Genomic DNA, 15321 nt, shown 5'->3' on the forward strand with positions numbered 1-15321 from the left:
GTGAGGTTACGGTTGGACCGGCTGGATTTCGGCGGAAACGGCGAAGCTGGCAGCGAGGTGGCGCCTACGCCGAACTCGGGGGAGGATCTCATCCCGCTGACCCCGGCGCAGCTCGGGATCTGGTATGCCCAGCACCTCGATCCGCAGGTGCCGATCAACATCGCCCAGTACATCGACCTGCCGGGCGAGCCGGATCGTTCCCTGCTCCGGGAGGCCACGATCCGGACCGCGCTCGAGATGGACGGCTTCGTCCGCATCACCGAGCGGGACGGTACGCCGTGGCTGTTCCTGGACCCCACGATTCCCGATCGCGACGAAATCGGTTACATCGACCTGCGCGGCGAGGCGGATCCCGAGGCGGCGGCGCAGGAGTGGATGCGCGCCGAGTACAGCCGGCCGCTGAATATGATCTCGCACACCGCGCTGCTGCGCATCGTGGTGCTGCACCTGCGCGACGACCGCTGCTTCCTGTACCTGCGCTGCCACCACATCATGCTCGACGGCTTCGGTGCGGTGAACTACCTGATCCGCATGGCGGAGCACTACACGGCCATGTACCACGGGGCCGAGACGGCCCCGATGAAGGCCACCACCGGCCTGCGGGAGCTGGTCGAGTCGGAGTTCGCCTACCGGGAGAGCACGCGCTTCCGGTCCGACAAGGAGCACTGGGCGCAGCGGGTACGCGATTTCGAGGGCGCCACCAGCCTGGCCGGGCATTCGGCCCCGCCCGCTCCGCTGAACGGCGTGTCGAGTGTGGAGCTGTCGCCGTCGCAGAACGAGCTGATGGAAGCGGCCGTGCGGCGGCACGATTCCTCGCCGGCGGCGCTGCTGATCGCGGGTTTCGCGACCTACCTGGCGCAGTGGACCGGCTCGGAGGACGTCATCCTCAGCCTGCCGGTGACCGCGCGCACGACCGCGGCGATGCGGCGCTCGGCCCACGTGACCTCCAATATCGTGCCGCTGCGGCTGCCGGTCGGCCATCGCACGACCGTGGCCGACCTGCTGAAGGCCGTGACGGTGGAGGTGTCGGGCGCGCTGCGGCATCAGCGGTACCGGCACGAGGACATCCGCCGCGACGCCGCCACGGCCGGCCGCGAGCCGGGCACCGTGGGCGAGGCGGTCACCACGGAGTTCTTCGGCCCGTGGCTCAACATCATGCTGTTCAACGACCAGGCGATCCTCGGGACGATGGTCGGGCAGATGCACGTGCTGTCGACCGGGTCGATCGAGGACCTGGGCGTCAATTTCTATCAGTCCGCGGGCGGTGAGCGGTCCCGCATCGACTTCGAGACCAACCCGAACCTCTACACCGAAGACGAAGCGCACCAGCATCATTCGCGTTTCCTGGAGTTCTTCGAGCGGTTCCTGGCGGCCGAGGCCGAGCAGGTGCTGTGGGAACTGCCGATCACCACCGAGTCGGAGCTGGATCGCACGCTGGCGGCCTGGAACGACGCCGACCACGAGGTGCCCGACACCACCCTGACGGCGCTGCTGGACGACCGGATAGCGCTGAGCCCCAACGATATCGCGGTCGATTTCGAGGGCGATACGCTGACCTACGCCGAGTTCGGCGCCCGGGTCAACCGGCTGGCGCGCGCCCTGATCGCCGACGGCGTCGGGCCGGAATCGCTTGTCGCCCTGGGTATGCGGCGCTCCCTGGAGCTCCTGATCGGCATGCACGCGGTGCTGCGGGCCGGTGGCGCGTACGTGCCGATCGATCCCGATCATCCGGCCGAGCGCACCGCCTTCATTCTCGAATCCGCTTCTCCCGTGTGCGTTCTCACCGTATCGGGCGACGAGCCGGAATTGCCGGATTCGGTGCGGCGGGTTGCGATCGACACCCTGGACACCCAGGACTTTTCCGACGCTCCGATCGCCGACGAGGAGCGTCCGGCGCCGCTGCGGCCGGACAACACCGCCTACGTCATCTACACCTCCGGTTCCACCGGCCGGCCCAAGGGCGTGGCGGTCACCCATCGCGCGATCGTCAACCAGCAGCTGTGGATGCTGCACGAGTACGGCCTGACCGGCGACGACGTCTACCTGCAGAAGACCGCGACCACCTTCGACGTCTCGCTGTGGGGCTACTTCCTGCCCCTGATGACCGGTGCGAAGCTGGTGATCGCGACCCCGGACGGGCATCGCGACCCCGTGTACGTGGCGGAGACGATCGAGCGGCACGGCGTGACCGTGACCGATTTCGTGCCGTCCATGCTGACGGTGTTCGTCTCGTATGCCACCCCCGCGCAATGCGCCTCGCTGCGTACGGTTTTCGTCATCGGCGAGGCCCTGCCGCCGGAGACCGCCACGCGGTTCCGGCAGGTCACCGGAGCCGGACTGCACAACCTGTACGGCCCCACCGAGGCCGCGGTATCGGTGACCCACTGGGAGGCGACCGAGGCGGACACCGGCACGGTGCCGATCGGCCGTCCGGAATGGAATGTCGAAGTCTACGTGCTGGATTCGCGGCTGCGACCCGCCGCGATCGGCGCCCCGGGCGAGCTGTATCTGGCCGGTCGCCAGCTGGCGCGCGGCTACCTGGGCCGCGCGGACCTGACCTCGGACCGGTTCGTCGCCAATCCGTTCTCCGAATCCGGCGCGCGCATGTACCGCACGGGTGACCTGGTCCGCTGGAGTGTTCGCTCCGCGCACGCGGACGGGCTCGAGTACGGTGCTCTCGAATACATCGGCCGCACCGACTTCCAGGTGAAGTTCCGCGGCCAGCGCATCGAACTCGGCGAGATCGAGACCGATCTGCTGGCCCATCCCGCCGTCGGCCAGGCCGTGGTGCTGGTGGCCGATACCGCCACCGGTCAGCAGCTGGCCGCGTATGTCGTGGCCGCGCCGGGGCTGTCGGTCGATCCGGCCGAGCTGACCCGGTACGCGAGCGAGCAGCTGCCCGCCTACATGGTGCCGGCGTCGATCATGGTGCTGGATGCGCTGCCGCTCAACACCTCCGGCAAGCTGGACCGAAAGGCGTTGCCGACGCCCGTGTTCAGTGCCGACGCCGCCGGGTACCGGGCTCCGCGCAACCAGGTGGAGGAGATCGTCGCGGGTGTCTTCGGCGACGTGCTCGGGCACGAGCGGGTCGGCATCGACGACAACTTCTTCGACCTGGGCGGCAACTCGCTGGTCGCGACCCAGGTGGTCGCCCGGATCTCCGCGGCGTTCGGCATCCAGCTGGGTGTCCGCGCGCTGTTCGAGACGCCGACCGTGGCCGCGCTCGCGGTGCGGGTCGAATCCGCCACGCCCGCAAGCGTTTCCCGCCCGCCGCTGGTGGCGCAGCCGCGGCCGGAGCGGGTGCCGCTGTCGCTGGCACAGCAGCGGATGTGGTTCATCAACCAGTTCGATCCGAGCGTGCCGACCTACAACCTGCCGTTCGTGGTGCGGTTGAGCGGCGAGATCGACCTGGAATCGCTGCAGGCGGCGCTGCTCGACGTGATCGGCCGCCAGGAGTCGCTGCGCACGATCTTCCCCGAATCCGAGGACGGCGGTTACCAGCGGGTGGTGCCGATCGAGGAGGTCGACCTCGGCATCGAGGTGCGCGACACCGGCGAGGCCGAACTGCCCGGTGTGCTGGCCGAATTCGCCTCCACCGGCTTCGACGTATCGCGGGGCCTGCCGATCCGGATCCGGGTGCACCGGGTGGCCGGCGCCGCGCTCGCCGACGCCGAGCACGCCGACGACTACGCGGTGGCCTTCGTGGTGCATCACATCGCCGCCGACGGTTTCTCGTTCGGCCCGCTGGCGCGGGACATGGCCGCCGCCTACCTGGCCCGGGTGACCGGGCAGGAACCGGGCTGGTCGCCGCTGCCGGTGCAGTACGCCGACTTCAGCCTCTGGCAGCGCGAGCTGCTGGGCTCCGAATCCGATCCGGAGTCCATTGCCTCCCAGCAGATCTCGCACTGGCGCCGGACGCTGGCCGGGCTGCCGGACCAGCTGGACCTGCCCACCGACCGGCAGCGCCCGCCGGTGCAGAGCTTCCACGGCAGCCGCGTCACCTTCGACATCGATCCGCAGCTGCATGCCGAGCTGGCGGGACTGGCTCGGGCGCAGGGTGTTTCGCTGTTCATGGTGTTGCACTCCGCGCTGGCGCTGCTGCTGGCGCGGCTGTCGGGGACCGGCGACATCGCGATCGGCAGCCCGGTCGCCGGCCGCGGCGAACAGGCCCTCGACAACCTGATCGGCATGTTCGTCAACACGCTGGTGCTGCGCACCGAGGTGGACGGGGCCGAGCGGTTCACCGAGTTGCTCGGCCGCACCCGCGACGCCGATCTGGCCGCCTTCGCCAACGCCGACGTGCCGTTCGAGCGCTTGGTGGAGGTGCTGAACCCGACCCGCTCCCAGGCGCGGCACCCGCTGTTCCAGGTGATGCTGTCGTTCCAGGAGCTGTCGCACGCCACCATGGAGATGGCGGGGCTCACGGTGTCGGCGGAGGAACTGACCGTCGACATCGCCAAGTTCGACCTGGTCTGGACGCTGACCGAGCAGCGCGACAGCGACGGCCATCCGGCCGGGGTGTCGGCGGTGGTGTCGTATGCCACCGACCTGTTCGACGAGTCCACCGTGGCCGAGTTCGCCCGCCGCTACCTGCGGGTGCTCACCGCCGCCGTGACCGCGCCGGAGGCGCGGGTGCGCGATATCGAGATCCTCGACGACGCCGAGCGCCGGACGGTGCTGGCCGACTGGAACCGCACGGCACGCGAGTTGCCGACCGCGGCGGGCCGCGAATCGGGTACCGCGGGCGAATCGCTCACCACCGTGCTGGACCTGTTCGCCGAGCGGGTGCGGGTGCGCCCGCAGGCGACCGCGCTGATCTTCGACCCGAGCGACCGCGACGACGAATTCGGCCCGGCCGGTGAGCTGACCTACGCCGAGTTCGCCGAGCGCGTGAACCGGTTGGCGCGCAAGCTGATCGACGAGGGCGTCGGCCCCGAGTCGCTGGTCGCCGTCGGGATGCGGCGGTCGATCGACATGTACGTCGCGGTGTACGCGACGCTGGCCGCCGGCGGCGGCTACGTGCCGATCGATCCGGACCACCCGGACGAGCGCACCGAATACGTGCTGGACAGCTCGAAGCCGGTGGTGCTGCTCACCACCACACACGACGACGTCACGGCCGACGACTGCTCGACCGTGTATGTCGACACGGTCGACCTGAGTGAATTCGATTCCGCGCCTGTCACTTCCGAGGAGCGGCGCGGACCACTGCGCCCCGGGCACGTCGCCTACGTGCTGTACACCTCCGGCTCCACCGGCCGGCCCAAGGGCGTCGCGGTGACCCATGCCGCGATGGTGAACCAGATCTCCTGGAAGATCGCGGAATTCGGCCTCGACGAGACCACCGTCGCGCTGCACAAGACGCCGTTCACCTTCGACGCCTCGCTGTGGGAGCTGTTCGCCACTCTGGCCGTCGGCGCCAAGGTGATCGTCGCCGTGCCCGACGGCCACCGCGACCCGATGTATCTGTCCGAGGTGATCGCGCGGCACCGGGTCACCCACACCTCGTTCGTGCCGTCGTTGCTGCCGGTGTTCTCCTCCAGCGCCTCGGCCGAGGAATGCCTGCCGCTGCGTGCGGTTTTCGTGGGCGGTGAGGCGCTGCCGCCGGCCGCCGTGTCGGCCTTCCGCCGGTTCAGCGCCGCCACGGTGCACAACCTGTACGGCCCCACCGAGTTCACGGTCAACGCCACCGCGTGGACGCTGCCCGCCGAAAACGGTTACCCCGCCGTGCCGATCGGCCGCCCGGTATGGAATGCCCAAGCGTTCGTGCTCGACGAGAGCCTGCGGCCGGTGCCCGTCGGGGTGCCGGGCGAGCTGTACCTGGGCGGCGCTCAGATCGCCCGCGGCTATCAGGGTCGCGCGGATCTGACCGCCGAACGCTTCGTCGCCAATCCCTACGGCGAGCCCGGCAGCCGCCTGTACCGCACCGGCGACCTGGTGCGCTGGGCCGCCGCCGATGGCCACGGCCCGAATGTGCACGGCCCGAATGTGCACGGCTCGGATGCGGGCGGCTCGAAGCCCGGTGTGCCGGAGCCCGGTGTTCTCGAGTACATCGGCCGCACCGACTTCCAGGTGAAGTTCCGCGGCCAGCGCATCGAACTCGGCGAGATCGAGGCCGCGCTGCTCGATCACCCCGACGTGAACCAGGCCGTGGTGCTGATCATCGACACGGTGACCGGCGACCAGCTGGTGGCCTACGTGGTGCCCGCGGCCGACTCCGGCGTCGACGGCGAGACCGTGAAGGCCTTTCTGGTGCAGCGCCTTCCGGCCTACATGGTGCCCTCGGCCGTGGTCACGCTGGACGAGTTCCCGCTCAACGCCTCGGGCAAGCTGGACCGCCGGGCGCTGCCCGCGCCGCTGTTCGCGGTCTCCGAATTTCGTTCTCCGACAACGCCGATCGAGGAGATCGTCGCGCAGATCTTCGGCGAGGTGCTCGGCATCGTCCGGGTCGGCGTCGACGACGACTTCTTCGCGCTCGGCGGCAACTCGCTGATCGCGACCCAGGTGGCCGCCCGCCTGGGCACGGCGCTGGACACCCGGGTGCCGGTCCGAATGCTGTTCGAGGCCAGCACCGTTGCCGCGCTCGCCGCGCGAGTGGAATCGCATGCCGGTGACGGGGCGCGCAAGGCGCTGGTCGCCCGGGAGCGGCCCGAGGAGGTGCCGCTGTCGCTGGCGCAGCAGCGGATGTGGTTCCTCAACCGGTACGACACCGCGTCGGCGGTGAACAACATCCCGGTCGCCATCCGGCTGTCCGGTGAGCTCGACGTGGCGGCGCTGCAGGTCGCGGTCATCGACGTGATCGACCGGCACGAATCGCTGCGCACGGTGTTCCCGGAGACCGGCAGCGCGCCGGTCCAGGTGGTGCTGGACGCGGCGCAGATCGTGCCCGACCTGACGCCGGTCCCGGTGACCGAGAACAACCTGATCGCGCACCTGATCGAGCTGGCCACCATGGCGTTCGACGTCACCAACGAGGTGCCGCTGCACGCCCGGCTGTTCGAGATCAGCGAATCCGAGTACGTGCTCGGCATGGTGGTGCACCACATCTCGGCCGACGGCTGGTCGATGGGGCCGCTGGCCCGCGACGTCATGATCGCCTACGCCGCGCGCACCATGTGGGAGCAGCCGGCCTGGGTGCAGCTGCCGGTGCAGTACGCCGATTACGCGCTGTGGCAGCGCGAGATGCTGGGTTCCGAGGACGATCCGAATTCGCTGATCTCCGACCAGATCCGGCACTGGCGGCGCGAACTCGCCGATCTCCCCGACGAATTGGTGCTCCCCGCGGACCGGCCGCGGCCGGCCGTGGCGTCCTATCGCGGTGGCGTGCACTCGCTGGTGATCTCGCCCGACACCCAGGTCCGGCTGGTGGAACTCGGCCGTCGGCACAACGCGTCGCTGTTCATGGTCATGCACAGCGCGCTGGCCGTGCTGCTGGCCCGGTTGTCCGGCACGTCGGATATCGCCATCGGCACGCCGGTGGCCGGCCGCGGCGAGGCCGCGCTCGACGACCTGATCGGCATGTTCGTCAACACGCTCGTGCTGCGCACCGACGTCGACGGCGCCCAGACCTTCGCGCAGCTGCTCGGGCAGGCCCGCAACACCGACCTGCAGGCGTTCGCGCACGCCGACGTGCCGTTCGAGCGGCTCGTGGAGGTGCTGAATCCGGCCCGGTCGCAGGCGCGCCATCCGCTGTTCCAGGTGGCGCTGTCGTTCGAGAACCTGCCCGAGAACTCCTTCGAGCTGCCCGGATTGCGGGTCTCCACGGTCGATTTCGAGGTCGACACCGCGAAATTCGATCTGTCGCTGACCCTTCGGGAGGCCGGCGAGGGCACCGACGGCGGCATGCTGGGCGAATTCTCCTTCGCCCGCGACCTGTTCGACGACGACACCGTGCAGGAGTTCGCGTCCCGCTTCATGCGGCTGCTCGACGAGATCACCGAGCGGCCCGAGCTGCCGATCGGTGAACTCGAGATCCTGGCGGAGTCCGAGCGCGGCGATCTGCTGGATCGCACCGGCGGCCCGGCCGTGCCGCCGCGCACCCTGCCGGAGCTGCTGGCGGCCGCCGCGGCCGTCGATCCCGAGGCGCAGGCCGTCGTCTTCCGGGATCGTTCGCTCAGCTACGCCGAACTCGACGAGTCGTCGGCGCGGCTGGCGCGGGCGCTGATCGCGCGCGGGGCCGGGCCGGATGTGCTGGTGGCCGTGGCCGTTCCGCGGTCGCCGGAGCAGATCCGGGCGGTGTGGGCGGTGGCCCGCGCCGGTGCCGCCTTCCTGCCCGTCGATCCGGCCTACCCCGCCGAGCGCATCACCCACATGATGTCGGATTCCGGTGCGCGGCTGGGTATTACGACCATGGCCGAGGTGGACGGGCTGCCGCCGATCGCCGACGGCGAATGGCTGTCGGTCGACGAGCCGGAGTTCGCCGCCGGGGTCGCGGCGCGGTCCGCCGATCCGATCACCGATGCCGACCGCGCGGGCGTGCTGCGCCCCGGGAACGTCGCGTACGTGATCTACACGTCGGGCTCCACCGGTGTGCCCAAGGGCGTGGTGGTCAGCCACGCCGGCCTGGCGAACTTCACCGCGTTGCAGGTGGAACGCTATGGCCTGGACCGGGATTCGCGCGCGCTGGCGTTCGCCTCGCCGTCGTTCGACGCGTCGGTGCTGGAGCTGCTGCTCGCCGTCGGCTCGGCGGGCGCGCTGGTCGTGGTGCCGCCGGGCACCTACGGCGGCGACGAGCTCGGCGAGCTGATCTCCCGCGAACGCGTCACGGTCGGCCTGATCACGCCGTCGGTGCTGGCCTCGCTGGATCCGGCGGCGCTGACCGGTATGCGCGCCATCATCGCCGGCGGCGAGGCGCTGACCGCGGACCTGGTCGCGAAATGGGCCGTGGTGCCCGGCGATTCGGGCGAGCGGAAGCTGTTCAACGCCTACGGCCCCACCGAGGCGACCGTCGCGACCAATATCAGCGCCCCGCTGCTGCCGGGCGATCCGGTGACCATCGGCGGCCCGGTGCGCGGCATGCGGGCGCTGGTGCTGGACGCGCGGCTGCGTCCGGTGCCCGAGGGCGTGGTCGGCGAGCTGTACGTCGGCGGAATCCAGTTGGCCCGCGGCTATCTCGCGCGCCCGGCGCTGACCGCAGACCGCTTCGTGGCCGACCCCTACGGGGCGCCGGGTGAGCGGCTGTACCGCACGGGCGACGTGGTGCGCTGGCGGCGCGACGCGGCCGGTGACCCCGTGGTGGAGTACGTGGGCCGCAACGACTTCCAGGTGAAGATCCGCGGCTTCCGGATCGAGCTCGGCGAGATCGACGCCGCGCTGACGAGCCATCCGGACGTGGACTTCGCCGTGACGGTCGGCCGCACCAACGAGGCGGGTTCGACGTTCCTGGTGTCCTACGTGCGACCGGTCGCCGACTCCGGCGAGCGGGGGCTCGGCACGGGCGAGGAGGCTGCCCGGCCGGATTCCGAGGCGGCGTCGCCGGACACCGCCGCGGCCGCTGCCGAAATCACGCCGGGCACCCGGCCGGTCGGCCGCCGCGCGGTGGATGTCGCCGCCCTGTCGGCGCACGTCGCCGACCGGCTGCCGGCCTACATGGTGCCGACGGTCATCATGGTGCTCGACGAGATCCCGCTGACCCCGGTGGGCAAGCTGGACCGCAAGGCGCTGCCGGAACCCGAACTGGCGCCGCGCGAATACCGCGCTCCGGCAACGCCGCTGGAGGAGATCGTCGCGGGCATCTTCGCCGATCTGCTCGGCGTCGAACGCGTCGGCGCCGACGACGACTTCTTCGAACTCGGCGGCAACTCGCTGATCGCCACCCAGGTCACCGCGCGCCTGGCGGCCGCGCTGGACGCCGAGGTCGGTGTCCGGGCGCTGTTCGAGGCGCCGACCGTGACAGGACTGGCCGCCCGCGTCGGCGCGCGCGCCGGAACCGGTGCGCGCCGGCCGCTCACAGCCCGTCCGCGCCCCGAGCGCCCGCCGTTGTCGCCGTCGCAGCAGCGGATGTGGTTCCTGAACCGGTTCGACAGCGGTTCGGCGGCCGACAACATCCCCGTCGCGGTCCGCTTCACAGGTGCGCTCGACCTCGACGCGCTGCGCGGCGCGGTCGCCGACGTGGTGGCGCGGCACGAATCGCTGCGCACGGTCTACCCGTCCGCCGACGGCATCGGCTATCAGCAGGTGCTGCCGTCCGCGCAGGCCGTTCCGGACATCGACGTGGTTCCCGCCGGCACGGACGAGTTGCTGGGCCAGGTGGGCGAATTCATCGACCGCGGCTTCGACGTCACCGCCGAACCCCCGGTGCGGCTGCGCGTCTACGAACTCGGCGACGAGGATCGGGTCCTGGTGGTGGTGGCGCACCACATCGCGGCCGACGGATTCTCGATGCGCCCGCTGGTGCGCGACCTGATGACCGCGTACCTGGCGCGCGCGGCCGGCCAGGTGCCCGACTGGCCGCCGCTGCCGGTCCAGTACGTGGATTACGCGCTGTGGCAACTGGATACGCTCGGGTCCGAGGACGATCCGCGCTCGGTGATGTCCCAGCAGCTCGACTTCTGGCGCACCACGCTGTCGGGTCTGCCGGACGAACTGCGGCTGTCGACCCGGCCGCGGCCGGCGGTGGCCGCCTACCGGGCCGGGACGCACCGGTTCGAGGTGCCCGGACCGCTCGTCGAGCAGCTCGGCGCCATCGCGCGCCGCCACGGCAGCACGCTGTTCATGGTGGTGCACAGCGCCTTCGCCGCGATGCTGGCGCGGTTGAGCGGCACCGAGGACATCGCCATCGGGACGCCGGTCGCCGGTCGCGGCGAGCAGGCGCTCGACGATCTGGTGGGCATGGTCGTCAACACGCTGGTGCTGTGGACCGAGGTCGACACCGGCGCGACGTTCACCGATCTGCTGGCCCAGGTCCGCGAGCGCGACCTGGCCGCCTTCGCGCATGCGGGCGTTCCGTTCGAACGGCTGGTGGACGTGCTCGAACCCGCCCGCGCGCAGGGCCGGCATCCGCTGTTCCAGGTGATGCTGACGTTCCAGAACGTCGGCCACACCGCCCTGGAACTGCCGGGCCTGACGGTGTCGGAACTCGGCGTCGATCCGCCGACGGCGAAATTCGATCTGCAGCTGACCCTGTCGGAGCAGCCGGCCGGCGAGGGCGAGGATTCGGCGATGACGGCCGAACTCGTCTATGCCGCCGACCTTTTCGACGCCGAGTTCGCCGCGACCTTCGTGCAGCGGTTCCTGCGGATGCTCGGCGGTGTGGCCGCCGATCCGACCACCCCGGTCGGCGATCTGGAACTGCTCGACCCGACCGAGCACGCGCTGGTGCTGCGGTACTGGAACGACACGGAGTTTCCGCTGGACGCGGCGCTGCCCCGGGCCTCCGACGACGCCGCGGCGACCCTGGCCTCGCTGTTCGAGGCGCAGGTGGCGCGGGGTCCCGCCGCGACGGCGGTGACGTTCGAGGGGACGAGTCTGTCCTATGCCGAGTTCGCCGCCCGGGTGCACCGGCTGGCGCGCTGGCTGATCGGACAGGGCGTGGGGCCGGAATCGCTTGTCGCCCTGGGCATGCGGCGCTCGCTGGACCTGGTGGTCGGCATGTACGCGGTGACGGCCGCCGGTGGCGCGTACGTGCCGCTGGATCCGGATCATCCTGCCGAGCGCACCCGCTACATCCTCGATACCGCGCAACCGGTGTGCGTGCTGACGACCTCGCGCGATGCGGTCGATCTGCCGGACGGCGCGGACGCGGCCGTGCGGATCGATCGGCTGGAGCTGGACGATCTCGCCGCCACCCCGCTGACCGACGCGGACCGCGGTGCGCCGCTGTATCCGTCGAACACCGCCTACGTGATCTTCACGTCCGGCTCGACCGGCCGCCCGAAGGGTGTGGCGGTGAGCCACGCGGCCATCGTCAACCGCCTGGTGTGGATGCACGCCCAGTACGGCCTGTCCGCCGACGACGTGGTGCTGCAGAAGACGCCCGCGACCTTCGACGTGTCGGTGTGGGAGTTCTTCTGGCCCTTGCAGGTCGGTGCCCGGCTGGTGGTGGCGCGGCCGGACGGCCACCGCGATCCGGCCTATCTGGCCGCGCTGATCGTCGACGAGGGTGTCACGGTCACCCACTTCGTGCCGTCCATGCTGGCGGCCTTCGTGGCGGCCGATCGGATCGGCGAATGCACCGGTCTCCGTAACGTTTTCGCCTCCGGTGAGGCGCTGCCCGCGGCGACCGCGCAGCGGTTGCGGCTGCGGACCGGCGCCCGGCTGCACAACCTGTACGGCCCGACCGAGGCCGCGGTCGACGTCACCCACCACGAGGTGACCGAGGCCGACACCGGTTCGGTGCCGATCGGCGCGCCGGTGTTCAACACCCAGGTGTACGTGCTGGATTCGCGGCTGCGGCCGGTTCCGGTGGGTGTCGCGGGTGAGCTGTATCTGGCGGGCGCGCAGCTGGCGCGCGGTTACGTGGCGCGGCCGGACCTGACCGCGGATCGGTTCGTGGCCAGCCCGTTCGGCGACGGCGAACGGCTGTACCGCACCGGTGACCTGGTGGCCTGGACCGCCGAATCCGGCACCGCCGGTGAGCTCGTCTATCTCGGCCGCACCGATTTCCAGGTGAAGCTGCGCGGCCAGCGCATCGAGCTGGGCGAGATCGAATCCGCGCTGACCGCCCTCGACGACGTCGCGCAGGCGGTGGTCGTGGTGCGCGGCGACGAACGCACCGGCGATCAGCTGGTTGCCTACCTGGTCCCGGCCGCCGGTGCGACGGTGGCCACGGACGAGGTGAAAGCCGCTCTGGCGCACCGGCTTCCGTCTTACATGGTGCCGACGGCGTACGTGCTGCTCGACGAGTTCCCGCTGAACGCCTCCGGCAAGCTGGACCGCCGGGCGCTGCCTGCGCCGACCTTCGCCGCCAAGGTCTTCCGGGCCCCGGCCACCTCGGTCGAACAGGCGGTCGCCGATACCGTCGGCGAGCTGCTCGGCCTCGAGCGCGTGGGCCTCGACGACGACTTCTTCGAACTGGGCGGCAACTCGCTGATCGCCACCCAGGTCACCGCCCGCCTCGGCGCCGCCCTGGACACCGAGGTGCCGGTGCGGCTGTTGTTCGAGGCGCCCACCGTGGCCGCGCTGGCCGCACGGGTGGAATCGCATGCGGGAGAGGGCGGCCGGACGCCGCTGGCCGCGCGGCAGCGCCCGGCGCCGGTGATCCTGCCGACCGGCGAGGCGGCCCGGCTGGTGCCGCTGTCGCCGGCGCAGCGGCGGATGTGGTTCCTCAACCGGCTCGACAGCCGCACCGCCGTCGACAACATCCCGGTCGCGGTGCGGCTGACCGGTGAACTCGACCCGGCGGTATTCGCCGCCGCGGTGCGGGACGTGACGGCCCGGCACGAGTCGCTGCGCACCGTCTACCCCGACGTGGACGGCACGGGCTACCAGCGGGTGCTGACCGTCGACGAGGCGGGCTTCGAACTGGCCGCCGAGACGATCACGGCCGCCGAACTGCCTTCGCGCGTCGCCGAACTCGTCGGCGTCTTCTTCGACGTGACCCGGGATCTGCCGTTCCGCGCCACCCTGCTGACGGTGGCGCCGGCCGAGCACGTGGTGGTCCTGGTGGCGCACCACATCAGCGCCGACGGCTTCTCGCTGCGCCCGCTGCTGCGGGACATCGTCGCCGCCTACGCCGCCCGCGCGCAGGGCGAGGCGCCGCAGTGGGCGCCGCTCGAGGTGCAGTACGCCGACTACGCGCTGTGGCAGCACGAGGTGCTCGGCGCCGAGCGCGATCCGCAGTCGCTCGCCGCCCGCCAGATCGCCTACTGGACCGAGCAACTGCGCGACCTGCCCGATCAGATCGAGCTGCCCGCGGACCGGCCGCGGCCGGAGGTGGCCACCAATGCCGGTGCCACCCACGAGTTCTCGATCGACGCCGAATTGCATGCCGCGCTGGTGGAACTCGCGCGCTCGCGCGGGGTCACGCTGTTCATGCTGATGCATGCGGCGCTGGCGACCTGGGCGGCCCGGCAGGCGGGCAGCAGCGATATCGCCATCGGTACTCCGATCGCGGGCCGCGGCGAGCGCGCGCTGGACGACCTGATCGGCATGTTCGTCAACACCCTGGTGCTGCGCACCGAGGTGCGGCCCGACGCCGTGTTCACCGATCTGCTGGAGGCCGTCCGGCGCACCGACCTGGCCGCGTTCGCGCACGCCGACGTGCCGTTCGAGCAGCTGGTGGACGTGCTGAGCCCCGTGCGCTCGCAGGCGCATCATCCGCTGTTCCAGGTGGCGCTCACGTTCGAGGCCGCCGGGCAGCGCGACGCCACCACCGTATCCCTGCCGGGGCTGGAGGTCGGCGTCGTCGAATTCGACCCGGGCGTGGCGAAATTCGATGTGCAGCTGACCGTCGGCTCCGAAAGCTCCACTGGTGATGGCGGTTTGGGGCTGTCCTGGAACTACGCCACCGATCTGTTCGATCCGGAGACGATCACCGCGTTCACCGAGCGCTTCCTGCGGATCCTGCGCAGCATCGTCGAGGATCCCGCCGCGATCGTGGGTGATATCGATCTGCTCGGCGAGGCCGAGCGGCTGGACGTGTCGCAGCGGTGGGTGTCGTCCGGGAACGACGTCCTCGCCTCCGGCCGGGCCAGAATCGGCACGGCCGCCGAACGTCTCGCCGATCGCCGCGCGACGCTGTCGGACGTGTTCGACGCCGCGGTCCGCGCGCACTCCGATCGCGTCGCGGTCATCTTCGGCGAGGACCGGGTCACCTACGAGTCGCTGGATCAGCGCGCGAACCAGTTGGCGCGCAGGCTGATCGACGACGGGGTGGGTCCGGAGACGCTGGTGGCGGTCATCCTGCCGCGGTCGGCCGACCTCGTGGTGGCACTGCTCGCGGTGATCAAGTCCGGCGCCGGCTACGTGCCGGTCGATCCGAGCTACCCGGCCGAGCGCATCGCCTACGTGCTCTCCGACGCCCGGCCCGCGAGCGTGATCGTCGACAGCAGTATCGATGTCGACCTGCCGCGCGGCCTGCCGAGGGTCCTCATGGACGACTTCGGCATGGATGTCCCCGATGTGGTCGACGCGGGTGAGGGACCGATCACCGACGCGGATCGCCTCGCGCCGCTGAGCCCGGAGAACATCGCCTACGTCATCTACACCTCCGGCTCCACCGGACGCCCGAAGGGCGTCGCGGTCGAGCACCGGAACGTGGTGCGGCTGTTCGCCAATACCGATCGCGACTTCGGCTTCGGGCCCGGCGACGTGTGGACGATGTTCCACTCCTTCGCCTTCGACTTCTCGGTGTGGGAGCTGTGGGGCCCGCTGCTGTTCGGC

At 70.9% G+C, this 15321-nt stretch carries 1 protein-coding gene (cut by a window edge); it reads left to right on the top strand.

Going from position 1 to position 15321, the window contains the following annotated elements; all coding sequences use genetic code 11:
• Nucleotides 1–15321 carry the start of a non-ribosomal peptide synthase/polyketide synthase gene (locus tag D892_RS0115555; RefSeq protein ID WP_156959521.1) on the top strand. Its footprint extends 37635 nt past the window's final position, so 15321 of the gene's 52956 nt are visible here — the first part of the coding sequence; the start codon lies at nt 1–3; the stop codon falls past the right edge of the window.

The organism is Nocardia sp. BMG51109, from assembly GCF_000526215.1.
Taxonomy (GTDB): Bacteria; Actinomycetota; Actinomycetes; order Mycobacteriales; family Mycobacteriaceae; genus Nocardia.